General features: G+C 69.7%; 20 protein-coding genes. 12 read left to right on the forward strand and 8 right to left on the reverse strand.

Annotated features, from left to right (window positions below; translation table 11 throughout):
• Positions 1-42 precede the first annotated feature (42 nt).
• From ABZ624_RS03350 to ABZ624_RS03360, 3 genes are all read left to right on the forward strand, one after another.
• Positions 43-567 (forward strand): transglycosylase SLT domain-containing protein, encoded by a 525-nt coding sequence (locus ABZ624_RS03350; protein WP_360082020.1) that lies wholly within the window; start codon positions 43-45, stop codon positions 565-567.
• A 94-nt stretch (positions 568-661) separates the two neighbouring features.
• On the forward strand, positions 662-1,099 hold the full coding sequence (locus ABZ624_RS03355) for a TIGR03618 family F420-dependent PPOX class oxidoreductase (RefSeq protein WP_360082022.1): 438 nt from the start codon (positions 662-664) through the stop codon (positions 1,097-1,099).
• Between the two features lie 118 nt (positions 1,100-1,217).
• Positions 1,218-1,727, forward strand: coding sequence for a DinB family protein (locus ABZ624_RS03360; RefSeq protein WP_360082024.1), 510 nt, complete (start codon positions 1,218-1,220; stop codon positions 1,725-1,727).
• A 49-nt stretch (positions 1,728-1,776) separates the two neighbouring features.
• On the opposite strand, the gene ABZ624_RS03365 is transcribed toward ABZ624_RS03360, so the two are convergent.
• A complete protein-coding gene (locus ABZ624_RS03365) occupies positions 1,777-3,000 on the reverse strand; it encodes a glycosyl hydrolase family 28-related protein (protein ID WP_360082026.1) in 1,224 nt (407 codons plus the stop codon).
• Positions 3,001-3,223: 223 nt separating this feature from the next.
• On the opposite strand from ABZ624_RS03365, the gene ABZ624_RS03370 reads away from it, so the two are divergent.
• The gene (locus ABZ624_RS03370; protein ID WP_360082028.1) at positions 3,224-3,931 is read left to right on the forward strand and encodes an SGNH/GDSL hydrolase family protein; all 708 of its coding nucleotides are present in this window, start codon (positions 3,224-3,226) and stop codon (positions 3,929-3,931) included.
• Positions 3,932-4,168: 237 nt separating this feature from the next.
• On the opposite strand, the gene ABZ624_RS03375 is transcribed toward ABZ624_RS03370, so the two are convergent.
• Positions 4,169-4,849, reverse strand: a complete 681-nt coding sequence (locus tag ABZ624_RS03375) for a GntR family transcriptional regulator (RefSeq protein ID WP_360082030.1) — start codon at positions 4,847-4,849, stop codon at positions 4,169-4,171.
• 96 nt (positions 4,850-4,945) lie between these two features.
• Here ABZ624_RS03375 and glyA point away from each other — a divergent pair, with 96 nt between their 5' ends.
• From glyA to ABZ624_RS03410, 7 genes are all read left to right on the forward strand, one after another.
• A complete protein-coding gene (gene glyA, locus ABZ624_RS03380; RefSeq protein WP_360082032.1) occupies positions 4,946-6,250 on the forward strand; it encodes a serine hydroxymethyltransferase in 1,305 nt (434 codons plus the stop codon).
• The gene (locus tag ABZ624_RS03385; protein ID WP_360082034.1) at positions 6,247-7,467 is read left to right on the forward strand and encodes a sarcosine oxidase subunit beta family protein; all 1,221 of its coding nucleotides are present in this window, start codon (positions 6,247-6,249) and stop codon (positions 7,465-7,467) included. Before glyA ends, ABZ624_RS03385 begins: the two co-directional genes overlap by 4 nt.
• A gap of 10 nt (positions 7,468-7,477) precedes the next feature.
• On the forward strand, positions 7,478-7,774 hold the full coding sequence (locus tag ABZ624_RS03390; protein ID WP_360082036.1) for a sarcosine oxidase subunit delta: 297 nt from the start codon (positions 7,478-7,480) through the stop codon (positions 7,772-7,774).
• Complete coding sequence (locus tag ABZ624_RS03395; protein WP_360082038.1) at positions 7,771-10,629, forward strand: sarcosine oxidase subunit alpha family protein; 2,859 nt, start codon at positions 7,771-7,773, stop codon at positions 10,627-10,629. Before ABZ624_RS03390 ends, ABZ624_RS03395 begins: the two co-directional genes overlap by 4 nt.
• Positions 10,622-11,230: a sarcosine oxidase subunit gamma family protein gene (gene soxG / locus ABZ624_RS03400; RefSeq protein ID WP_360082040.1), complete on the forward strand. Its 609-nt coding sequence runs from the start codon at positions 10,622-10,624 to the stop codon at positions 11,228-11,230. The genes ABZ624_RS03395 and soxG overlap by 8 nt, the downstream gene beginning before the upstream one ends.
• Positions 11,231-11,469: 239 nt before the next feature.
• Positions 11,470-12,093, forward strand: a complete 624-nt coding sequence (locus ABZ624_RS03405) for a lasso peptide biosynthesis B2 protein (protein ID WP_360082042.1) — start codon at positions 11,470-11,472, stop codon at positions 12,091-12,093.
• A 1-nt stretch (position 12,094) separates the two neighbouring features.
• Entirely contained in the window at positions 12,095-13,912 is a 1,818-nt protein-coding gene (locus ABZ624_RS03410; RefSeq protein ID WP_360082044.1) for an asparagine synthase-related protein, read from the forward strand.
• Here ABZ624_RS03410 and ABZ624_RS03415 read toward each other — a convergent pair.
• The 5 genes from ABZ624_RS03415 to ABZ624_RS03435 all read right to left on the reverse strand — a co-directional run bounded on the left by ABZ624_RS03415 (position 13,896) and on the right by ABZ624_RS03435 (position 20,085).
• On the reverse strand, positions 13,896-15,134 hold the full coding sequence (locus ABZ624_RS03415) for a hypothetical protein (protein ID WP_360082046.1): 1,239 nt from the start codon (positions 15,132-15,134) through the stop codon (positions 13,896-13,898). The genes ABZ624_RS03410 and ABZ624_RS03415 overlap by 17 nt on opposite strands.
• A 321-nt stretch (positions 15,135-15,455) precedes the next feature.
• Positions 15,456-16,112, reverse strand: a complete 657-nt coding sequence (locus ABZ624_RS03420; protein ID WP_360082173.1) for an SUMF1/EgtB/PvdO family nonheme iron enzyme — start codon at positions 16,110-16,112, stop codon at positions 15,456-15,458.
• Between the two features lie 84 nt (positions 16,113-16,196).
• Positions 16,197-16,724: a GNAT family N-acetyltransferase gene (locus tag ABZ624_RS03425; RefSeq protein ID WP_360082048.1), complete on the reverse strand. Its 528-nt coding sequence runs from the start codon at positions 16,722-16,724 to the stop codon at positions 16,197-16,199.
• Positions 16,725-16,960: 236 nt separating this feature from the next.
• The gene (locus tag ABZ624_RS03430; protein WP_360082050.1) at positions 16,961-18,493 is read right to left on the reverse strand and encodes a long-chain fatty acid--CoA ligase; all 1,533 of its coding nucleotides are present in this window, start codon (positions 18,491-18,493) and stop codon (positions 16,961-16,963) included.
• 8 nt (positions 18,494-18,501) lie between these two features.
• Positions 18,502-20,085, reverse strand: coding sequence for an AMP-binding protein (locus ABZ624_RS03435; protein ID WP_360082052.1), 1,584 nt, complete (start codon positions 20,083-20,085; stop codon positions 18,502-18,504).
• A gap of 245 nt (positions 20,086-20,330) precedes the next feature.
• On the opposite strand from ABZ624_RS03435, the gene hemA reads away from it, so the two are divergent.
• Positions 20,331-21,572: a 5-aminolevulinate synthase gene (gene hemA, locus ABZ624_RS03440; protein WP_360082054.1), complete on the forward strand. Its 1,242-nt coding sequence runs from the start codon at positions 20,331-20,333 to the stop codon at positions 21,570-21,572.
• Positions 21,573-21,650: 78 nt separating this feature from the next.
• Here the strand turns inward: hemA and ABZ624_RS03445 are convergent, their stop codons facing one another.
• Positions 21,651-22,790 carry an acyl-CoA dehydrogenase family protein gene (locus ABZ624_RS03445; protein WP_360082056.1) on the reverse strand — a complete coding sequence of 380 codons (1,140 nt, stop codon included), beginning with the start codon at positions 22,788-22,790 and terminating at the stop codon, positions 21,651-21,653.
• Positions 22,791-23,000: the final 210 nt, after the last annotated feature.

Consider the following 23,000-nt stretch of genomic DNA (forward strand, 5'->3'; position numbering starts at 1 on the left):
CGGCCGGCGCCTCTACGACGTCCCCACAGGAGAGACCCCTTCATGACCGCGATCACCACCCGCCGCCTTGCCCGCCTGCGTACCCTCGCCCTGACCGGCATCGCCACCACCGGCGCCGCCACCGTTGCGCTCACCCTGATGCCGGCGTCCGCGCAGGCCGCCGAAGCGCCGCAGACGAACGCCGCCCACAAGGTCGCGGCTCTCTCCACCGGCAGCCATACCGACCCCAAGGGCACCACCGGCACCGCGGGCAATCTCGACGGCTGGATCAAGCAGTCCCTGGCGATCATGAAGGCCAAGGGCATCCCTGGCAGCTACGAAGGTCTCAAGCGCAACATCATGCGTGAGTCCGGCGGCAACCCCAACGCCCAGAACAACTGGGACGTCAACGCGCAGCAGGGCACCCCGTCCAAGGGCCTGCTGCAGGTGATCGACCCCACCTTCAACGCCTACCACGTCGATGGCACGGCCCACAGCGCGACCGACCCGGTGGCGAACATCACCGCCGCCGCCAACTACGCCGCGCACCGCTACGGCTCCATCGACAACGTCAACTCCGCCTACTGAGAAGACCCTGGACGGGCCCCCGTGGTGGGCGCACTGTCAATTGCTCTGCTGTGGCAAGGTGGTTGTGCAGGAGCGATCAACGGAGGGGCTGGTCATGGCGGTGGAGTTGAACGAGCAGGTGCGCAGGCGGCTGGAGGAACCGAACTTCTGGTACGTGGCCACGGTGACGCCGGACGGGGCGCCTCATGTCACTCCGATGTGGGTGGGACTGGAGGACGGGCTGATCGTGTTCAACACCTCGGTCGGCCGGATCAAGGAGGAGAACCTCCGCAACGACTCCCGCGTCCATCTCTCGCACGCCGACGCCGAGAACCCCTACGACCGGGTGCAGATCTCGGGCCGCGCGGTTCGCTTCGTGGAGGGTGAGGAGGCCGAGCGGGGCATGGACCGGCTGGCCCTCAAGTACCTGGGCCTGAACGGGTACCCCTGGCTTGTCGAGGGCGAGCAGCGGGTGCATGTCCTGGTCGAGCCGGACCGGGTGCGCCACATCGTCGGCGTCGAACCGTTCCGGCCGGGAGTCATCCCCTCTTGAGGCGTACCACGCGAACCGCCCGAGGCATGATCCATCGCCGGCGACAGCCCCGTACGAGGCCCTGAAAGGGGGACGGTGTACGTTCGACGCCCCAGCTCGTCACCGAGAGGAACCCACCGTGACTGTCGAACGCATCGGTCCGCCCCCTTTCGGTACGGAGCGTGAGACGCTGCGGGCGTTCCTGGAGTTCCACCGGGCGACCCTGGCGATGAAGTGCGAGGGCTTGACGGAGGAGCAGCTCAAGGAGCGGTCGAGCCCGCCGTCGACCCTGTCCCTGCTCGCTCTGGTCCGCCACATGGCCGAGGTCGAACGGGCCTGGTTCCGCCGGGTGTTCGACGACAACGCCGCCCCGATGGTCTGGTCGGAGAAGGAGTTCGATTTCCAGGCCGCGTACGACACCACGGACGCGAGCGCCGAGGAGGCGTTCGCGGCGTGGGAGGCCGAGGTCGAGCACTCGCGCCGCATCGAGCGCGAGGCCGAGTCCCTGGACCTCGCGGGGTACCAACCGCGCTGGGGCGAGGACGTGTCCCTGCGGATGGTGATGCTCCACATGATCCTGGAGTACGGTCGCCACAACGGCCACGCGGACTTCCTCCGCGAGGGAGTGGACGGCACGGTAGGCGCCTGACCCGAGCGCCCGTGACCAGTTGCTGAGCACACCCTCCAACCGGGCGTCCTCATGAGTCGTCCGTGTTCGGCGGCGGCACCTCGACGCCGCTGCTGTCCGGCTGGTCGATGCAGGTGACGAACGTGACGAAGGCGGGCGGGGCCGAGCCGCCGGTCACTACGAACCTGCTCGCCGGATGGCTACGGAGCAGGCACGTGTCGTAGCGGACCACGGAGGGCAGTGCCATCTGGGACTCGGCCCTGCGGTACTGGTGACGGCCCACCAACTGGCAGGAGTCATAACGGATCAGCGGACCGCGCGGCCCTACCGTGTAGCGATGCGTGCGCACGTCGGCGGAGAAGTCCTTGCCGGCGCCGGCGGTATCGTCGCAGTCGTTGAAGTGGACCGTTCCGCTGCTCCACACGCAGTCGATGATCACCACGTTCGGGTTGCGTACCTCGAAGCGGATGTCCTCGGCGTGGAAGCGCTGGACGGCGTCGTAGTGCTGTGCCACAGGGAAGCGGAAGAACGTGCTGGTGCTCCCGTATTCGTGGGTGGTCCGGGGGCGTTGGCCCTTGATGACGTAGGAGCCGCCGCGGCAGGTGATCGAGCCGCCGTAGGGGAACTCCAGGAAGTTACCCCACTCGTACTCGACCTTCATGTCCGTGAACCAGTAGTTCAGGAACTGGTCCTGGTCGTTGAGGTTGGTCTGTCCGCGCCGTGAGAGGCCCGAGTAGAGAAAGGCCCGGCGGTAGCTGCCTCCGATCTGGCACGCCTCCCAGCGCATCTCGGAGTTGTTGTTCGTGCCGTCCAGGGCGAGGCCGTACTCCCATTCTCCCGTCCACTCGCACTCCGAGAAGCGGTAGTCCTGCGCCTGCCCCGTCGAGTAGGAGATGAAGAAGGAGGCGCCCGGGGTGGTCGAGCGGAACCGCATGCGCTCAAAGGACAGGTTGGACCAGCAGTCCTCATTGCGGCACAAGAAGGAGCCCGGTCCGGTCTTCGGGCGGAAGACGAGGGTGGTCATACGCTTGCCCGCCCCGCGGAAACGCAGTCCGTTCGCAGGCCGCGGCGGCGCCACACCGTTCAGCAGCGCGTGCGGCCGGCTGATCAGGAAGTCACCGGCCGGAATCTCGATCACCAGGCGACCGACACCGTCTCTGACCCGGGCGGCGGCGACGGCATAGGCGAGCTCGAAGGCCCCGGTGTCGTCGGTTAGCCCGTCGCCCACAGCTCCCAGGTCGGCCACGTTGATGGTCGACGGCCGTACGGAAGCGGCGCCCGATTCTCTCAGCATCCCGGTCGGCTCACTCCCAACGGCACACCCAATATCACCTCAACAGTGCATAATCCGAACATATCAAAAGAGGGGTGCACTTCCTGGCGCCGACGAGGTGTCACACACGGAAATCGTCCGGTTCGGGGGCGGGGAGCCGCGGGCACCGAGGTGGCTGCACGGTAGCGCCCCGACCGGACGTATTGCACTGGTGACGCTTCTGCTCGCGCCTTAACCTCAGGCCATGGCGACATCTTCGCGTTCGCAGCGTTCGGCCAGGGCGATACGACAGCCCGGACGCACGCTGGTCGTCATGCTGATGGCCGTGCTGACATGTCTGCCCGGCGCCCCCGCCAGAGCCGGCAGCACCGCTGTCAACGCCACCACGTCGAGGTTGCGGCTGTTCGTCCTGGGCGACAGCATCGCCGGCGGCAGTGACCAGGGCGGCAACGGACCGCACGGCTGGCCCGCGCTGGTCGCCGCCCGGCTGGGACTGACGCTGACTCTCGACGGGGAGGGCGGCACGGGCTATACCACCGCCGGCACGCAGCCGGGCCGACGGTCCTACCCCCAACGGGTCGACGACGCGGTCGCCACGGCGCCCGACGTGGTGATCGTCGAAGGATCCCGCAACGACGTCGATCCGACACGAACCAGGGCCGCCGCGGTGAACACCCTCCGTCGTCTGCACGCAGGCCTGCCCCACGCGCGGATCCTGGTCATCGGGCCCATCTACTCCGACCCGCAGCCGGTAGGCTCGCGACCGGTCGACGATGCCGTCGCGGCTGCGGCGGACGAAGTGCCCCTGCCCTATCTGTCCGCGGTGCGGCGCGCGTGGTTCACCGGATCCGCCCACCAGTTCATCGGCAGTGACGGCGTCCATCCCACAGACGCGGGACACGCCTACCTGGCCGACCGGATCACCCCCGAACTGTCCCGGCTGTTGGGATAGTGCCCGTATCAGTATGCGGTCGGCGGATTGAGTCGGTTGAGTCGATTGAGCCGGCCCAGTTGGCGGAGATTTTCCTCGACTTGACCGCGCAGTAGGTCCGGTCGCGCCGGCGTCACCCACTCGCCGTCGGCATCCCCGGCGGAGGTGGCCGACGTCCTCGGGGGCGGCTTCCCGGCCGGCGACGATGCCGTAGTCGGGTACGTCGCCGGCGGACGCCCGGGCCTGTCCGGGCGAAGCTCAGATGGCGTCGCGGATGGCCCGTTCGAAACCCTCGACGTGGCTCCGGGCGAGCCGTGCCGCCTTGTCGGAGTCGCCGGTGACGATCGCCTCGATCAGCGGTCCGTGCTCTTCGACGTGGCCGGCCATGTCGGACAGCCGGTCGACGAACAGACACCAGATGCGGGTGGCCAGATTGTCGTGGCGGACGAGGGTGTCTTCCAGGTACGGGTTGTGCGTGGCGGCGTAGATGGCGCGATGGACCTGGAGGTCCAGGTGCATGAGTGCGGCGGCGTCGCGCCCACGGGCATCCGCGCTCGTCAGCTGCCGCCGTAGGGCCGTCAGGTTCGCGCGGTCCGTGGCCGTCGCGCGCCGCGCGGCCTGCGCGGCGGCCAGGGGCTCCAGTTCCTGACGCACCTCGGAGATGTGGGCCAGGTCGGTGATGTTGACGTCGGTGGCGAAGGTGCCGCGTCGGGGGTACGTCGTGATGAGGCGCTCGTACTGGAGCCGTTTGAGCGCCTCGCGCACCGGCGTCCGTCCGACGCCGAGGGACTGGCCCAGCTGCTCCTCGTTGATCGGCGCACCCGGGCGGATCTCGAGCATGACGAGCCGGTCACGGATGGCCCGGTAGGCGCGTTCGGCGAGGGACAGCTCCTCGCCCCCGGCTTCTCTGCTCCTGGAATCGGCCGCCACCTGTTGCATGGATGTCCCCTTGACCTGTCCTGGCGAGCTCCCATACCTTACCGCAGAGGCTGATATATCAGTTGCCCATTAGTTGGCTCTCAGGATGGTGCACAGATGGCAACGAACCCGTCGTCCACCCCGCTCGCATCCCCCCTCTCCCTCCCGCTCAGCGAACTCGACCCGGACGTCGCCACCGCCGTCGACGCCGAACTGCGCCGTCAGCAGTCCACGCTGGAGATGATCGCCTCCGAGAACTTCGCCCCGGCCGCCGTGATGGAGGCCCAGGGCTCGGTGCTGACCAACAAGTACGCCGAGGGCTACCCGGGCCGCCGCTACTACGGCGGATGTGAACACGTCGACACCATCGAGCAGTTGGCCATCGCCCGGGTGAAGGAACTGTTCGGTGCCGAGGCCGCGAACGTACAGCCGCACTCGGGCGCCCAGGCCAACGCGGCCGCGATGTTCGCGCTGCTCCAGCCCGGCGACACGATCCTCGGCCTCGACCTGGCGCACGGCGGCCATCTGACCCACGGCATGCGCCTCAACTACTCCGGCAAGCTGTACCACGTCGTGCCCTACCACGTGCGCGCGTCCGACCTGCGCATCGACATGGACGAGGTCGAGCAGCTCGCGCTCGCCCACCGGCCCAGGATGATCGTCGCCGGCTGGTCGGCCTACCCGCGCCGGCTGGACTTCGCCGCGTTCCGGCGGATCGCCGACGCGGTGGGCGCCTACCTGATGGTGGACATGGCGCACTTCGCGGGCCTGGTGGCCGCGGGCCTGCACCCGAGCCCGGTGCCGTACGCCGACGTCGTCACGACCACCACGCACAAGACCCTCGGCGGCCCGCGCGGCGGTGTGATCCTCAGCCGTGCCGCCCTGGCCAAGAAGATCAACTCCGCGGTCTTCCCGGGCCAGCAGGGCGGCCCGCTGGAGCATGTCATCGCGGCGAAGGCGGTGGCCTTCAAGGTGGCGGCGGGGGAGGAGTTCAAGGAGCGGCAGCAGCGCACCCTGGCCGGCGCCCGCATCCTCGCCGGACGGCTGCTGGCCGACGACGTGGCCGAGGCCGGGATCACGGTGCTGACCGGCGGCACCGAAGTCCACCTGGTCCTCGTCGACCTGCGCGACTCCGTGCTCGACGGCCGGCAGGCCGAGGACCGGCTGCACCGCATCGGTATCACCGTCAACCGCAACGCTGTGCCCTTCGACCCACGTCCGCCGATGGTGTCGTCGGGACTGCGGATCGGTACGCCCGCCCTGGCCACCCGCGGCTTCGGCGAGACGGAGTTCCGTGAGGTCGCCGACATCATCGCCGAGGCCCTGAAGGGCGGACAGCCCGACGACGAACTGCGCGCCAGGGTCGGGAAGCTCGCCGCCGCCTTCCCCCTCTACCCGCACCTGAACGGAGACGCGGCATGACCGCCGAGCCGCTTCCGGAACACCCGGACTTCCTCTGGCGCAACCCCGAGCCGCGCTCCTCGTACGACGTCGTCATCGTCGGCGCGGGCGGCCACGGCCTGGCCACCGCCTACTACCTCGCCAAGAACCACGGCATCACCAACGTCGCCGTCCTGGAGAAGGGCTGGCTCGCCGGCGGCAACATGGCCCGCAACACCACCATCATCCGCTCCAACTACCTCTGGGACGAGAGCGCGGCGATCTACGAGCACGCGCTGAAGCTGTGGGAGGCGCTCCCGGAGGAGCTGGACTACGACTTCCTGTTCAGCCAGCGCGGCGTCCTCAACCTCGCGCACACCCTCCAGGACGTCCGCGAGGGCGTGCGCCGCGTCAACGCCAACCGCCTCAACGGAGTCGACGCCGAGTGGCTGGAGCCGGACGAGGTCGCCGAGATCTGCCCGATCCTCAACGTCTCGCCCCGCACCCGTTACCCGGTCCTCGGCGGAACCTTCCAGCCGCGGGCCGGCATCGCCAAGCACGACCATGTCGCCTGGGCGCTGGCCCGCCGGGCCGACGAGCTGGGCGTGGACCTGATCCAGGGCTGCCAGGTCACCGGCTTCCTCAAGGACGGCGACCGCGTCGTGGGTGTCGAGACCGACCGCGGCCGCATCCTCGCCGGCCGGGTCGGCCTCGCGGCGGCCGGGCACAGCAGCGTGCTGGCCGAGCGCGCGGGCTTCCGCCTGCCGGTGCAGTCCCATCCGCTGCAGGCGCTGGTCTCCGAGCTGCACGAGCCGGTCCACCCGACGGTGGTCATGTCGAACCACGTACATGTGTATGTGTCCCAGGCGCACAAGGGCGAGCTGGTGATGGGCGCGGGCGTCGACTCGTACAACGGCTACGGGCAGCGCGGCTCCTTCCACGTGATCGAGCAGCAGATGGCCGCCGCCGTCGAGCTGTTCCCCGTCTTCGCGCGGGCGCATGTGCTGCGGACCTGGGGCGGCATCGTCGACGTCACCCCGGACGCCTCGCCGATCATCGGCGCCACTCCCGTGCAGAACCTGTATGTCAACTGCGGCTGGGGCACCGGCGGATTCAAGGCAACCCCGGCCGCCGGCTGGACCTTCGCGCACACCATCGCCACGGGCGAGCCGCATCCGCTGAACGCACCCTTCGCCCTCGACCGTTTCTCGACGGGCGCCCTGATCGACGAGCACGGCGCGGCAGCCGTGGCCCACTGAGGAGGACAGCGTGTTGCTGATCAGCTGCCCGTGGTGTGGTCCCCGTGACGAGACCGAGTACCACTACGGGGGACAGGCCCATGTCGCCCACCCCGACGACCCCGCGGACCTCACCGACGAGCAGTGGGCCGAGTACGTCTTCTACCGCGACAACCCCAAGGGCCCCTTCGCGGAGCGGTGGGTGCACAGCACCGGCTGCCGCCGCTGGTTCAACGTCCTGCGCGACACCGCCAGCCACGAGGTGCTCGCCGTCTACCGGCTCGACGAACCCCGCCCCGAACTGCCCCAGGCCGGAGGAACCCGATGACCGACCAGCAGTTCAGGCTCCGGCAAGGAGGCCGCATCGACCGTGGCACGGTGCTGCGCTTCACCGTCGACGGGCGGGAGTTGACCGGCCACCCCGGAGACACCGTCGCCTCGGCCATGCTGGCGAACGGCATCATCCAAGTCGCCCCGTCGCTCTACCGCGGCCGCCCGCGCGGCATGGTCGCCGGGGGCGTCGAGGAGCCCAACGCCCTGCTGCAGCTCGACGGCCCGTGCTCGGAGGGCATGCTCCCGGCGACGACCGTGGAGCTCTACGACGGCCTGTCCGCCACCACCCTGTCCGGCATGGGCCGGCTCGACCCGAACCCCGACCCCGCCGTCTACGACAAGAAGTACGTCCACACCGACGTCCTGGTCGTCGGCGCCGGACCGGCAGGGCTCGCGGCCGCCGCCGCTGCCGCCGGCTCCGGCGCCCGCGTGATCGTCGTCGACGACCAGTCCGAGCCCGGCGGTTCGCTGCTCTCCGGCCCGCAGGGCGGCCTCGAACGGGTCGCCGGGTTCCGCGCGGTGCTCGACGCCGCTCCCGAGGCCGTCGTACTGCAACGCACCACGGCCTTCGGGTCGTACGACGACAACTACGTGCTGGCTCTCCAGCGGCGCACCGACCACCTCGGAGCCGCCGCCCCCGAGGGTGTCTCGCGTCAGCGCCTGTGGCACATACGGGCCCGCCAGGTCGTCCTGGCGACCGGCGCGCACGAGCGTCCGCTGGTCTTCGCGGGCAACGACCGCCCCGGGGTGATGCTCGCCGCGGCCGTACGCTCCTACCTCAACCGGTACGCCGTGGCGCCCGGTTCGCGGGCCGTGGTCAGCACGACCAACGACAGCGCCTACGACACCGTCGCGGACCTCCACGCCGCAGGCATCGACATCGCCGCCGTCGTGGACGCCCGCCCCGGGCTGTCCCCCCGAGCCGCCGAGGTCGCCATGGCGACCGGGGTGCGGGTGCTGACCGGCAGCGCGGTGGTCGACACCGCTGGCGACGGCCGGCTCACCGGCGTGACCGTGCAGGCTCTCGACGCCGAAGGCCAACTCACGGGTGCCGCGGCGTCGTTCGGCTGCGACCTGCTCGCCGTCTCGGGCGGATGGAGCCCGGTGGTGCACCTGCACAGCCAGCGCCAGGGCCGGCTGCGCTGGGACGAGGACCTGGTCGCCTTCGTCCCCGACGGTGCCGTGCGGGACCAGCACGTCATCGGTGCGGCCCGGGGGACGTACGACCTCGACGGCTGCCTGGCCGAGGGGGCGCGGGCCGGTGCACAGGCGGCGACGGACGCCGGCTTCCCGGTCTCCGTACCGTCGCCCGGCGATGCCCGGCCCGCAGGCCCGACGCGTGCCCTGTGGCTGGTCCCCGCCCCGGAGGGCGAACCCGGCACCTGGGACACCCACTTCGTCGACCTCCAGCGCGATGTCACCGTCGCCGACGTCTGGCGTTCCACCGGCGCCGGCATGCGCGGCGTCGAACACGTCAAGCGCTACACCTCCCTAGGTACGGCGAACGACCAGGGCAAGACCTCCGGCGTCAACGCGATCGGTGTGATCGCCGAAGCCCTCGGCGGGTCACTGGGAGAGATCGGCACCACGGCCTACCGGGCGCCGTACACACCGGTGTCCTTCGCCGCCCTGGCCGGGCGGGAGCGCGGCGAGCTGTTCGATCCGGAGCGCACGACGTCCATCCACAGCTGGCACGTCGCGCACGGCGCGGTGTTCGAGGACGTCGGGCAGTGGAAGCGCCCCCGGTACTACCCCCGGCCCGGTGAGGACATGGACACGGCCGTGGCCCGCGAGTGCCGCGCCGCCCGCGCGGGCGTGGCGGTCATGGACGCCTCAACCCTCGGCAAGATCGAGATCCGGGGTACGGACGCGGGCGAGTTCCTCAACCGCGTCTACACCAACGCCTTCAAGAAGCTCAAGCCCGGGACGGCCCGCTACGGCGTGATGTGCAAGCCCGACGGCATGATCTTCGACGACGGTGTGACCCTCCGCCTCGACGACAACCGCTACTTCATGACCACCACGACCGGCGGCGCCGCCGCGGTCCTGGACTGGCTGGAGGAGTGGCTGCAGACCGAGTGGCCCGAACTCGACGTCCACTGCACCTCGGTGACCGAACAGTGGGCGACGATCGCCGTGGTGGGCCCGCAGTCGCGCCAGGTCGTGGCCCGACTCGCGCCGGACGCCGACCTGTCGGCGGAGGCGTTCCCCTTCATGGCCTTCCGAGAGACCACCCTGGCCTCCGGCATCCCGGCCCGCATCTGCCGGATCTCCTTCTCCGGCGAACTCGCCTACGAGATCAACGTCTCCGCCTGGTACGGCCTGGCCGTCTGGAAGCAGGTGCACGAGGCCGGACAGCCGTACGGCATCACCCCGTACGGCACCGAGACCATGCACGTCCTGCGGGCCGAGAAGGGCTACATCATCGTCGGCCAGGACACCGACGGCACCGTCACCCCGCAGGACGCCGGCATGTCCTGGGTGGTCTCCCCGCACAAGGACTTCATCGGCAAGCGGTCCCACTCCCGCGCCGACACCTCCCGCACCGACCGCAAACAGCTGGTCGGCCTGCTGCCGAACGACCGCACGACCCGGCTGCCCGAGGGCACCCAGCTGGTGGCACCGGACGTGCCCGTCACCCCCCAGGCCGGGCCGGTGCCCATGCTCGGCCACGTCACCTCCAGCTACCACAGCCAGGCCCTCGGCCGCCCCTTCGCCCTCGCCCTCGTAGCCGACGGACGGGCGAGGATCGGCGAGACCCTGCTCGCTCCGGTGGGAGAGAACCTCGTGCCCGTCGAGGTGACCGACTTCGTCCTCTACGACCCCGAAGGGACCCGGCGAGATGGCTGAGCCGATGATCGACGCACGGGTAAGCCCGTTGGCACACCTGGCGGCGCGGATGAGCGCCGCCGCCGTCACCGGCGCCCGCGGCGTCACGCTGACCGAGTGGCCGTTCGTCACCATGGTGAACCTGCGTGTCGACCCCGCCTCCGAAGCGGCGGCCCGCATCGAGAAGACCCTGAGCGCGCCGCTCCCTCGCCGGTGCGGCCACACCACCACATCCGGCTCCCACACGGTCGTCTGGCTCGGCCCCGACGAATGGCTCGTGCTGTCCCAGACCGAAGCGACCGCTGTGGCCGCCGAGTTGCGCGAGGCGCTCGCCGAAGCCCCAGGCTCGGTCGTGGACGTCTCCGCGAACCGCACCACGCTGGAACTGAGCGGCCCGGCCGCCCGACAGGTCCTGGAGAAGGGCTGCCCGCTGGACCTGCATCCCCGGACCTTCGGACCCGGCCGGGCGGTGTCGACCACGGTGGGCCCCGTCGCGGTACTGCTCTGGCAGGTCGACGACGAGCCGACGTACCGGCTGTTCCCGCGCTCCTCGTTCGCCGACTACCTGGCGCGCTGGCTCATCGACGCGATGAGCGAGTACCGCGGCCCGGAGGTGCCCTGATGCGCCCCGTACGTGGCAGCCCGGTTGCGGGCCATGCGCGGAGGCGTAGCCTGAAGTTGATCGGTCCTGCCCGATTCTGGAGGTAGGCGATGTTTCTACGATTGCTGCGGCGCCGTATGCCGCATCAGCTGGTCCTTCTCGGCAACGGCCGTCTGATCCGGGGTTTCAGCGGCGGACTCTACGACGGCCACGGATACCAGTCCTGACACCGTCCGTGGCGGAACTCTGGAGGATGTGCGGTGGCAGAGGACACCGATGCCGTGGAAGCCATGGCGAGGATCCTGCCACCGCATTGCCGTGTCACCCGGATGTCCGACGGCGCACTGATCGCCGACTGGAAACGGACGCGTTTTCTCGGGATGGCGGCGGCGGACGTCCAGAAGCTCGCCGAGGGAAGCCCCGAGGAACGCGCCGAGCTCATCACCGTTCTCGTGCGGGCCCGGTGCGCTACGGGCCGCCGGAAGAAGCATGCGGACGCCGGCGTCGGGCTCTGGCTGCGTGGAGTGCACCTGCTGATCCGGACCATCGGATTCGGGCGTGTCCTCCGGCTGCTGTCCTTGGCCGCCCCGGCATACCACCGCGCGGACCTCCCCTCCGCGCAGGAAGCCCTACGGCTGAAACGAGCGGTGCAGACACACAGCCGCCGCAGCTGGTTCGTCAACGGTGACTGCAAGTCCGAGGCCGTGACGGCCTTCGTCCTGCTGCGGCGGTACGGCCTGCAGGCCGCACTCCACGTCGGAGTGCGCGAACACCCCTTCGCCCTGCACGCCTGGACCACCTCGGCCGGCCTGTCCATCCCCGACGCCGATCCGCGCGGGCACGCCTTCACCCCCGTGCTCTCGATCGACTGCGGGGGACCGTGACATGGATGCGCTCCGCCTCGAATGGGCCGGCGGCGCACCGAGGCTGCGGATCGCCGACGCCATGGCGCGTCAGGGGCTTGCGACGACGGTCTCCTCGCCGGCCGGCACCGCGGCCGTCGTCGGCTGGGTCGGCTCGGCCCGCAACCGCACGGCGGGCGCACACGGTCTCCTCGACGCCTTCGGCCGCCAGGGAGCCGTCCCGCCGCTGCCGGCCGGCGACTACGCGGCCGTTGTGGTCTGCCACGACCGCATCCTCCTGATGCGCGACGAGCAGGCACGCATCCCGCTGTTCGTCAGGGCGTCCCATGGCCGCGTGAATGCCGTGAGCACCTCCGCCCGCAGCCTGGGCAACGCCACAGAGCTGGAACCCCGCTACTTCTGCCGGTACCTCACCGGGAACATGGCCCAACCGCACACGCACCTCACCCCGTTCACCGGGGTACACCGCGTCCTCGGCGGAGAGGTGGTGGAGCTCTCCCTCACCGGGCAGCTGCGCAGTCGTATGCGGCGGCCCGTCCGCCGGGCCACCGCCCCGCTCGCGCCGGCGGCTGCCGGGCCCCACCTCGCCGAGGCCGCGCAGGAGCTGCGCCTGGCGCTCGAGAACGCCGTCGGACGCCGTATGGGCACGACCACGGCATGCCACGTCTCGGGCGGCACCGACTCCACCAGCGTCGCGCTGCTCGCCGCCCGCCTGCTGGCCGAGGGACGGGGCGGCCCCGGAGACCTCGTCCTGCTCGCCGGGCGCTTCTCGCGCGGAGAACTGGCCGCGGAACAGCCGTACCTCGCCATCGCCATGGAGGAGATCCGGCGGCACGCACCCGCAGCCCGCCCGGTCGTCGTCAACGCCGACGACGTGGCCGACTTCGACGACTTCCAACACCACGCGGGTGACGCGGACGAGCCTCACGCGCACGCCTTCCGCGCCCCGTTCTGGAGCAGACTCCACTGCGAGGCCGCGGAACTGGGCTGTGACACCCTTCTGACCGGCTGCGGAGCCGATCCGCTCGCGGACGCCAACCCGTTCCAGCTGCACAGGCTCGCCCGTACGGGCCGGCTACGGCAGATGACCCAGCAGGCACGTGCCTGGGCCGCAGGGAGCGAGCGGGGCCTGCGGGACGTCGTGTACGCCTATGTGGTCCAGCCGGCTCTTCCTCTCATGGCCGAACGGTTCACCGCACTGGTCCGCGGCGGAACGGTCCTCGGCGGCCTCGGCACCTTCAACCGCCCCCGATGGCTGCGACCCGGATTCGCGCGGGCTCACGGCTACCGGGAGGCCGTCATCGCGGAGAGCCGCTTCGTGTTCGGGCGCAGACCGGAACAGTCGCTGTACGACGCCGCCAACTACGTCGCCGCTCCCGACCCGCTGTCCTGGCATCGCGCGCGGCAGGACGGGTTCTTCCTCTCACACCCCTTCCTCGACCCGGAGGTCGTCGCCACGATGAGCCGCCTCCCCGCCGCAGCCACCTTCCGGCCGGGCCGTCCGAAGGCTGTGCTCCGCGAAGCCATGGCGGACCTGCTCCCTGCCCCTATCCGCGGCAGGGCGGTCAAGGTGCCCTTCAACGACCTCTATGCCCGCGGCCTGCGGACACACGGCGACGAACTCGTCGACCTGTGCCGCTCCGCCCGGCATCCGCTGATCGCGGAGATGTTCGACGTCGAAACGCTGTGCCGGGCCGTGCGGGAGGCGCAGCTCGGCATAGGGGACTCGTACTCGTGGGATCGAATGAACAGCTCGCTCGCCCTGGTGGCCTGGCTGGAGCGACTGGACCGGCGCGCCGGCGGGCCCGGTGCGGCGCTGCCCGTCAGCGCTGGCTCTTGATGTCCCACAGGTTCCGCACGTACGGGCCCGTGATGAGGTCGATGAGGCCGTACCGGCCCGTCACCTCGCGTTGTTCCGAAGGGCTGGGGATACGGCCCTCCTCGCCCTCGCGCGCGATGGACGCCGCCACCGTCACGCCGTGCGTGCCGAACCTCCAGTAGACGGTGACGAAACGCGGATCCCTCGTGTGCTCGTCGATCGCGTTGTTCTCGTGCACCCTGGCACGGTAGACAAGGAAGTCGGAGCCGTTGTCCTTCGCCTGTTGTTTCCTCACCCATTCGGGGACCTCTTTCCCGCCCCAGGATTTCGTCAGGTAATGGAGCGGCGGCTGCAGCACGAGCCGGTCCTTGCGCGCGAGGTCCGCGGTGGCATAGAACGTCACCTGTTCGTACTTCGTGGTGATGGGCAGTTCCACCACCAGTTGTGTGGCGAAGGTGTCGCTCGACTCGATCCACTGTCCATAGGGCATCCACGGTTGTGCCGCCAGCAGATCGCCGGGCTGGTGGATCTCCCTGCGGGAGAGCGGGTTCACTTCCGAGAATTTGGACCACTGATCGGCATCGGCTCGCCACTGCTGGCGGAGCCGGTCCGTGGGGCTGATGGCCACGCGTTGGGCCATCGCGTGGAATTCGGAGCCGAGCACATAGAAACTCCTGTCGCCGCGGTTCTGGAGGGTGATGTCGACCGGTACGGCGAACGCCTTGCGGTCCGTGCTCAGCACTGCCTTCCCCACGGACAACGTGATGACGGGCCTGGTTTCCCGTTCGTACGGCTGGTACAGGTTCTGGTAGCCGAAATTGGCGACGGCGATGAGCGAGGGAACGATCACCGCGATGGCCACCCGCTTGGGCGCGGGAACCATGACCGACGTCCGCCACACGGCGAAGGCAGCCCATGCCGAACCCGCCGTGAGCGCGCCGAACAGCGACTGGTAGGCCGTGGAGTCACCGTCCTTCAACGTCTCGACCAAGAGCATGGTGTTGGTCAGCAAGGCCGTGAACGTGCCGATCAGCGCGACCAGGCCGGAGTAGGCGAAGCGGTGCTGGACCCAGTGGTCCAGGACGGCGACGGCACCCACCAGCGTGGTGAACGAGACCGCGAGAAGAACCGCACCGGTGACCCGGCCGGGGAAGGTCAGAGCATGGGCGAAGTCCTCCAGGCCGAACCGAGCCTGCAGCACCGTCGTCCCGAGGAGGACCAGCTCGATCACTCCCAGAGACACCCGTGACCGCCAGCTCCTCAGCGAGGGCCGTACCGCTTTCGGGCGCAAGCCGGAGTGGGGCCTGGGGGGAGTCCGCACCCGATCACCTCCTGAGGCCGCCGGTCGTGCCTGTACATGTGCAGCGCGCCCGCAGGAGATCTGCCGCCGTGCCGGGGGTTCGAGCACCATCGTCCGTGGTGATCGACCGGGCCGCCATCCGGAGCCCCCGGACGTGGGACCTTCCCGGCAGCCACCCGGCTCACCAGGCGGACATCGCGACCTCGCCGTCGACCCCCCGCCTTCGACGTCAGCGGCGCTTGCTGATCGTTTCAGGAGCAGCTGTCATGCCTGGGATCTCGGTGAGCGCGCGATACGAAACCCCACGTCGTCGATCCGGAAGGTCGGGTGGCTGCGCCGCCGCACCGAGGCCCGGCAACTCCAGTGCTCGTCGGCCCAGCCACCGCCACGGAGTACGCGGTAGGAGCCGTACACCTCGGCGTCGTAGACGTCCCAGCACCAGTCCCACACATTGCCCAGCATGTCGTGCAGACCCCAGGCGTTGGGCTGTTTGATCCCCGCGGGCTGGATGTGCCCGTCCGAGTTGCCGTGGTACCAGGCGATCTCGTCAAGCCGGCCGTGCCGAGGGCCGGTGGTACCGGCGCGGCAGGCGTGTTCCCACTCGGCCTCGGCCGGCAGCCGGTACCCATCGGCAGAAGTGTTCCATTCGACCGCCTCTTCGTCGGAATGGAGGTGGTAAGCGGGTGTCAGCCCCTCATGACGGGACAACATGTTGCAGAACCGGACCGCGTCCCACCATGAAACGCCCTCAACCGGCAGCCGGTCCCCCCGGGCCGTGCTCGGCCGCTGACCGGTGACGTGCGCGTACAGCGACTGAGTGACCGGCACCGCTGCCATCCAGAAAGGTGCGACCTCGACCGTCCAGCTCTTCTGCGTCCGCCGGTCCGACAACGTCACCCGTCCCGGCGGGACGGCAACCATCTTGTTTTGCGCCCCCGTGTCCACCGGACCACCCTACCGGCGCCATCGCGCGGGCAGTCCCGCCCACAGCGTTCGCGCCCTCGGCTACGCCGACGGGCTGCACCTCACGGGTTTTTCGAGGAGCGTGAACGACTTGGTGAGGCCGCCTGGCTGGGGCTTCTCTTCCGTGTGGCCGACGACCTGGTAGCCGGCGTCAAGGTAGTAAGCGGTCAGACGATCATTGCCCGCCAGGCAGTCGAGGCGGGTCAGGGTACGGCCCACCTCGGCCACGCGCCGCTCAGCGGCCCGCAGAAGCAGCCGTCCCGTCCCCGGCAGGGTGGCGGCATGGTCCACCATCAGGCGATGCACATAGCCCGCCATCGGGGGCCGCGGGCCCCAGGCGTCCGGATCCTCCCACCACAGTTCCCAGGCCCCGACCGTACGGCCGCTGACTTCCGCTATCCAGACCTCTCCGTCCTTCATGATCCGGCGGAAGTGGTCTTCGCCAAGTTCGCCGGGCTGCCACTGGCCGGTGGTGCCACGGGAGTTCATCCATCGGGCAGCATCGTCACGCAGGCGTACGAGGGTGGAAAGGTCGGCGCGGGAAGCCGGCCGGAAACGCAGATCATTCACCCGCCGATCCTTGCACGGCAGCCGCCTGCCGAACGCAGTGCTAGGCGACCTGTGCTTCCCGCTCCGCTGGACGCTGACGATCTGCGGCCGGCGAGAACCCAGCTGTCCGTACATCGCGAGCCAGGGGCTGCACACCGAGCTGCTGCATGTACTCCTCGGCGCACACGGCGCCGCCCTCTCACTCCCGAGGCGCCGGAGCCCGAGCCGCCCCGGTGCCGTCACCGTCCGCGTCGTCGTCAGCGGCCGAACCGCGCCGCCAGCTCGCGTTTGAGGACCTTGCCACTGGGGCCGAGCGGGAAGGCGTCGACGAACTCCACCACCCGCGGATACTTGTACGCGGCCAGTCTCTCCTTGCTCCAGGCCACGATCTCCCCGGCCAGTGCCGCGCCGGGCACCGCCCCGGGCCGCACGGACACCACCGCGCAGACCTCTTCGCCGTGCCGGTCGTGCGGCACGCCGATGACGGCGACCTGCGCGATCTCCGGATGCCGCATCAGCACCTCCTCCACCTCGCGCGGATACACGTTGTACCCGCCGCGGACCACCATGTCCTTCTTCCGGTCGACGAGGGACAGATAGCCGTCGACGTCCTTCACACCGAGGTCACCCGAGCGGAACCAGCCGTCGACCAGTACCTCGGCCGTCGCCTGCGGCCGGTTGAGATACCCGGCCATCACGTTGTGGCCGCGGATGACGACCTCGCCCAGCTCACCCGCCGGGAGGAACTCGATCCGGCCCTCCACGTCGGCCCTCGCGATCTCCACGTCCACGCCCCAGATCGGTCTGCCCACCGTGCCGGGCCTGCACGGCCATGCCTTCTGGTTGTACGCCACCACCGGAGACGTCTCGGTGAGGCCGTAGCCCTCGTAGATCGGGCAGCCGAAGGTCTCCTCGAACTCCTCGAGCACCGTCACGGGCAGCGCCGAACCACCGGAGAACGCGCGGTCCAGACGGGGGCGCTGCCGGGCGTCCCCGACTGCCGCGAGCAGGGCGATGTACATCGTGGGGACACCCATGAACACCGTGCAGTCGTGCCGCACCATGAGGTCGATCGCGCCCGCGGCGTCGAACCTCTCCGTCAGCACCAGCGTCCCGCCCGCCCGGAAGCAGGTGGCCATCCCGCAGATCTGCCCGAACGTGTGGAACAACGGCAGACAGCCGAGCAGTACGTCGTCAGGGCCCAGGTCGAACGGGGACAGCATCGTGGTGCCGACGTTCATGACCAGATTGAGATGGGTGAGCATCGCCCCCTTGGGCCGGCCCGTCGTACCCGAGGTGTAGAGGACGACCGCGACGTCGTCCGGCATGCGCGGCACCAGGCGGTCCAGCGGTGCGGTGTCCCGGGCGAGCGCATCGAGACGGGTACGACCGCCGCTGCCCACCTCCTCCATGACCGTCAGCAGCGGCACCCCGGCCGCTTCAGCGCCCTTGGCGCCCTCGTTCAGCAGGGGCTCGGCGCACACCAGCGCCTTCGCCTCGGAGTCACCGAGGACGTAGGAGATCTCGTCGGCCTTCAGCAGGGCGTGCACGGGCACCGCCACCGCACCCAGCGCGAGCACGCCGAAGTACGCCTTCGGGAAGTGCGGCGTGTTGGGGAGCAGCAGCGCGATCCGGTCACCGGGCCCGTAGCCCTCGGCGCGCAGCACGGCGGCGTACTGCCTCGCGTCGTGCCACAGCTGCCGGTACCGCAGCTTCTCGCGGCCGAAGACGATCGCCGGATGGTCCGGCCGGCGTTCGGCGGACTCGGCGAGCACGTACGCCAGCGACATGTGGACGCTCACCTGCGCCCCCAGGCGTCAGCGCGCAGCGCCGCCTTGTCGGGCTTGCCGGTATGACCGAGCGGAATTCCGTCGCAGTACCTGATCTCCACCGGCGCGTGGTTGGCCGAGAGCTCCCGGCTCACCTGGTCGCGCAACTCGTCCGCCCTGGTGGCCGCCCCCGCCCGCAGCACCACCGCCGCGTGGACATGCTCGACCTGGTCCTCGTCCGCGACGCCGAACACAGCCGCCTGAACCACGTCCGGGTGGGCCAGCAACGCGTTCTCGACGGCCGTCGGATGCACCTTGATACCCCTGGTCTTGATCACATCGGCCAGCCGCCCCTGGAGGTGGATGTACCCGCGTTCATCGAGACAGCCCAGGTCGCCGGTGTACAGCCAGCCGTCACGGATGGTGCGCGCGCTGAGCTCCGGCGCGCCCCAGTAGCCGAGCATCGCGTACGGCGAGCGGACGCAGACCTCCCCGACCTCGCCGGGGGGCAGGTCGCGGTGGTCGTACGGGTCGCGGATGCGGACCTCCGCCGCCGTCGGGCGCCCGGCTGTGGAGAGCAGGCTCGCGTCATGGTGGTCGGCCGGACCCAGCTCGCTGATGGGTCCCACCTCGGTGGTCCCGTAGGTCTGCGTGAGCACGTCACCGAACACCTTCACCGCCTCGGCCAGCCGCGTCGGCGAGGCGGGGCAGCCCGAGTACGTCAGCGTCCTGAGGCTCGACAGGTCGAAAGCGCCGGAAGCCGCCGCGTCGAGGAGCATGTACAGCTGCGGGGGAGAGACCGTCATCCGCGACACCCGGTGGGCCTCGACCGACGCCAGGGCCTCGGCCGGGTCGAAGCCCTCGTGCAGGACCACCGTGCCCCCGGAGACCAACGCCATGTCGGCGACCGCGCCACTGGTGTGGCTCAGCGGCAGTGTGGACAGATAGACCGTGCGCGCGTCCTTGGGCAGCCCCGTGACGGCTGTCTGCCGTACGCCGAAGGAGACGGTGACACCCTTCGGGGCGCCGGTGGTTCCGCTGGTGTAGGTCACGGTGGCGGGATCGTCCGCCGCGATCTCGACGTCCGGTGTGTCGCCGGGGCCGCCCCCGCCGTCCGCGTTGAGATCGAGAATGTCGGTCAGGTCGAGCACGTCGTCGCCGAGAGCCCCGAGACCGACGAGGTGCGGCGCATCGGTCATCCCGGCGCACAACTCCCGTGCGAGGACGAGGTGTTCCCCGTCCGTGGCCAGGAGGGTCGTTCCGGTCGCAGCGAGAATCCCGCGGCGGGCGTCGGTGCTGATGCGGTCCAGCGGGTCGACGGCGTTGGCGGTCTGCAGATGCACCACCATCGCGCCGATGAGGTTCGCCGCGTACCGCAGGATCAGGGTGGCGGGCGTGTTGGTGACGGTCAGCAGGCCGACGACCGTCCGGCCGTCTTTCGCTGCGCCGAGCTCGCTCCGGCGGCGGTCCAGTATCTGTGCGGCGGACGTCACCGAGTAGATGAACTCGCCGGCGGTGACAGGCTTGCCCTGCCACCACAGCGCCACCCGCCCGGGGTTGACGGACAGCTCTCTCAGGATCTCACGGACGTAATTGCGACCCACGTTCCTCATGCTCACCGCGGACTCCCGTCAGGCTGGCCGTTTACCGAATTCAACTGCAGCCGCCGAGGAGTTCGCTCTTCCGCCAGTAACTGAACCCGGTGAACTGCGGGTTACCCGCCGCTGGACGGGACCCCCGCCGGTGGTCTGCGGGTTACCCGGCGCTTGACGGCACGGAGATAGCTTTCCGGGAAAACGAGAAGCTCAGCACAGTCGGCCCCCGATACCGTACGGCAAGAAGAGAGTGAGTAGACGTCATGACTCAGCACTTGGAGATCTTTTCGCGCCAGATGGCCGAACTCGCGGACAGTAAACGAGAGTTCCTGGAGATCGGGCGCCTGGTCGGACGATTTCCCGCCGCAAGCGCACGGACCAAGAGCGACAGCGACTCCTCCGAAATAAGCATCTGGTGCAGCAACGACTACCTCGGCATGGGGCAGCACCCGCTCGTGCTGGATGCGATGAAGGAAGCCATCGACACATTCGGGGCCGGATCCGGCGGTTCCCGCAACATCGGGGGCACCAACCACTACCACGTGCTCCTCGAAAATGAGCTGGCGGATCTGCACGGCAAGGAGGAGGCGCTGCTGTTCAGCTCCGGGTACACCGCGAACGACGGTGCCCTGACCGTACTCGCGGGCCGCATGGAGGGCTGTGTCGTCTTCTCCGACGAGCTGAACCACGCCTCCATCATCGACGGGCTCCGCCACAGCGGCGCCGAGAAGCACATCTTCCGCCACAACGACGTCAAGCACCTGGAGGAGCTGATCGCGCGGGCGGACCCCACCCGCCCCAAGCTCATCGTCGCGGAGTCCGTCTACTCCATGTCGGGCGACGTCGCACCGCTCGCCGAGATCGCCGAGATCGCACAGCGCCATGGAGCGATGACCTTCCTCGACGAGGTGCACGCGGTGGGCATGTACGGCCCCGAGGGCGCCGGTATCGCCGCGCGGCTCGGCATCGCCGACCAGTTCACCGTCATCATGGGCACCCTCGCCAAGGGATTCGGCACGGCCGGCGGCTACATCGCGGGACCCGCCGCGGTCGTCGACGCCGTCAGGAGTTTCTCGCGGGCCTTCATCTTCACCACCTCGCTGCCGCCGGCGATCGCGGCGGGCGCGCTGGCCGCCGTGCGCCACCTGCGGAGCTCGGAGGAGGAGCGCGACCAGCTCTGGAGCAACGCCCAGCTGATGCACGGGCTGCTGAGGGAGCGGGAGATCCCCTTCGTCTCGGACAACTCACACATCGTGTCCGTGTTCGTGGGTGACGAGAAGAAGTGCAAGCAGGCGTCCGAGCTCCTGCTCAGCCGCCACGGCAGCTATGTCCAGGCGATCAACGCGCCGAGCGTGCGGGCGGGGGAGGAGATCCTCCGCGTCGCTCCCGGCGCCGTGCACAGCGCCACCGCGGTACGGGAGTTCGTCGAGGCGCTCGACCGGATCTGGAAGACCGTCGACATTCCGCGTGCGTCGGCATCGCCGTCCTCCCAGGCCATCGGCTGACGTGTAGAGGCAGGGGGGCGCCCCCGCGCCGGAGGAGGACTCCGGCGCGGGGGCGTCTGCCTGGCCGGTGCAGAGGGCTCAGAGCAGCGGGGTGTCGGGGTCCATGCCGAGGATGACACGGCCGTAGACCTCGAGGTTCGCGCTCAGCAGGATCCAGCCGTGCAGCGACAGCCCCTGGATGTCGCGGTGGAACCGCTGTAGCGGAACGTCGCGCTTGATGACCGAGGCGCCGCTCGCGTTGTAGAGGATCTCCACCGCCTCCTTGGCGAGCTGGACCGCGTAGGCGCTGTGGCCGCGTACGGCGGCCCGCTCCTGGAGCGACGGTTCCTCACCGGCGTCGGCGCGCTCCTGGAGGGTCCGGTACATCTCGGCCGCGAGGGCCTCCGCCGCGGCGATCTTGCTGGCCGCGGTCGCCACCTGGATCTGAGTGAGGGGGTGTTCCTTCTGCTCGGTCCAGGACGTGTAACTGATGCCGCGTCCCGGCAGCCGCTCGAGGAACAACTCGTACGCCCCGCGCGCGATGCCGATGAAGGTGGAGACGGCCTGCGAGAACAGGAAGCTGTAGAGGCCGTAGCCCCGTCCGGCGGGCGGCGGGGGCAGTTCGATCCCGGCCTCGATCGCCGCGGCCGCCTCCGAGGGAATGACCACCCGGTGCGCCGGCACGAAGACGTCCTCGGCGGTTGCCGTCGCGCTGCCGGTGGCGGCCAGCGAGGAAGCGTGCCAGTCGTCATCGATCGAGAACTCGGAGATCGGGACCATGGCGATGGCGTCGTCCAGGGTCCCGTCGGGACGCTCGACGAAGGCGAGCATCATGTTCCAGTCCGCGCCGTGACAGCCGGAGTTGAACCCCCACCTGCCGTTGAGTGTGTAGCCGCCCTCGGTGGGGGTGAGCGTGCCGGTCGGGCTGAAGCCGCCGGACACACGGACGGAGGGCTTCGCGAAGATCTCCTCCTGCAGCTCGCCGGGATAGAGCGTCACCATCCAGGCACTGGACACCCAGACCATGGCAACCCAGCTGGTCGAGGCGCAGCCGCGCGCAATCTCGGCGAGCACCTTGGACTGTTCCTGCAGGGAGAAACCGAGGCCGCCGAACTCGCGAGGGGTAGCCATGCGGAACACGCCGGCCTTGTCCAGGAGTTCGAGATTCTCATCGGGCAGCCAACGCCGGTTCTCGGCCTCGAGGCCGTTCTCGCGGAGCTTGGGGACTATGTCCCGCACAGCTTTCAGTACGGATGTGACGTCAGTTTCAGTGGTCACCATTCAGGCTCCTCGGTCGTTTGCATACACGGGGATTCGCGCGAGCCCGTCCTGATCCTCGCAGAGCAAACTCCGGCCACGGTCACGGCCGGGTAACCCCTGGTCCATTTCGCCGGATGGGGACCTGTGAATGACCTGCCAATGAGAGCGGCGCCGCATATCTGCGACGCC

The organism is Streptomyces sp. NPDC007205, from assembly GCF_040634095.1.
Lineage (GTDB): Bacteria > Actinomycetota > Actinomycetes > Streptomycetales > Streptomycetaceae > Streptomyces.

Coding starts and splice junctions, on each gene's coding strand:
- ABZ624_RS03350 (WP_360082020.1), top strand. CDS start 43: ATGACCGCGATCACCACCCGCCGCCTTGCCCGCCTGCGTACCCTCGCC.
- ABZ624_RS03355 (WP_360082022.1), top strand. CDS start 662: ATGGCGGTGGAGTTGAACGAGCAGGTGCGCAGGCGGCTGGAGGAACCG.
- ABZ624_RS03365 (WP_360082026.1), bottom strand. CDS start 3,000: ATGCTGAGAGAATCGGGCGCCGCTTCCGTACGGCCGTCGACCATCAAC.
- ABZ624_RS03370 (WP_360082028.1), top strand. CDS start 3,224: ATGGCGACATCTTCGCGTTCGCAGCGTTCGGCCAGGGCGATACGACAG.
- ABZ624_RS03375 (WP_360082030.1), bottom strand. CDS start 4,849: ATGCAACAGGTGGCGGCCGATTCCAGGAGCAGAGAAGCCGGGGGCGAG.
- glyA (WP_360082032.1), top strand. CDS start 4,946: ATGGCAACGAACCCGTCGTCCACCCCGCTCGCATCCCCCCTCTCCCTC.
- ABZ624_RS03385 (WP_360082034.1), top strand. CDS start 6,247: ATGACCGCCGAGCCGCTTCCGGAACACCCGGACTTCCTCTGGCGCAAC.
- ABZ624_RS03395 (WP_360082038.1), top strand. CDS start 7,771: ATGACCGACCAGCAGTTCAGGCTCCGGCAAGGAGGCCGCATCGACCGT.
- soxG (WP_360082040.1), top strand. CDS start 10,622: ATGGCTGAGCCGATGATCGACGCACGGGTAAGCCCGTTGGCACACCTG.
- ABZ624_RS03410 (WP_360082044.1), top strand. CDS start 12,095: ATGGATGCGCTCCGCCTCGAATGGGCCGGCGGCGCACCGAGGCTGCGG.
- ABZ624_RS03420 (WP_360082173.1), bottom strand. CDS start 16,112: ATGGTTGCCGTCCCGCCGGGACGGGTGACGTTGTCGGACCGGCGGACG.
- ABZ624_RS03430 (WP_360082050.1), bottom strand. CDS start 18,493: ATGTCGCTGGCGTACGTGCTCGCCGAGTCCGCCGAACGCCGGCCGGAC.
- ABZ624_RS03435 (WP_360082052.1), bottom strand. CDS start 20,085: ATGAGGAACGTGGGTCGCAATTACGTCCGTGAGATCCTGAGAGAGCTG.
- hemA (WP_360082054.1), top strand. CDS start 20,331: ATGACTCAGCACTTGGAGATCTTTTCGCGCCAGATGGCCGAACTCGCG.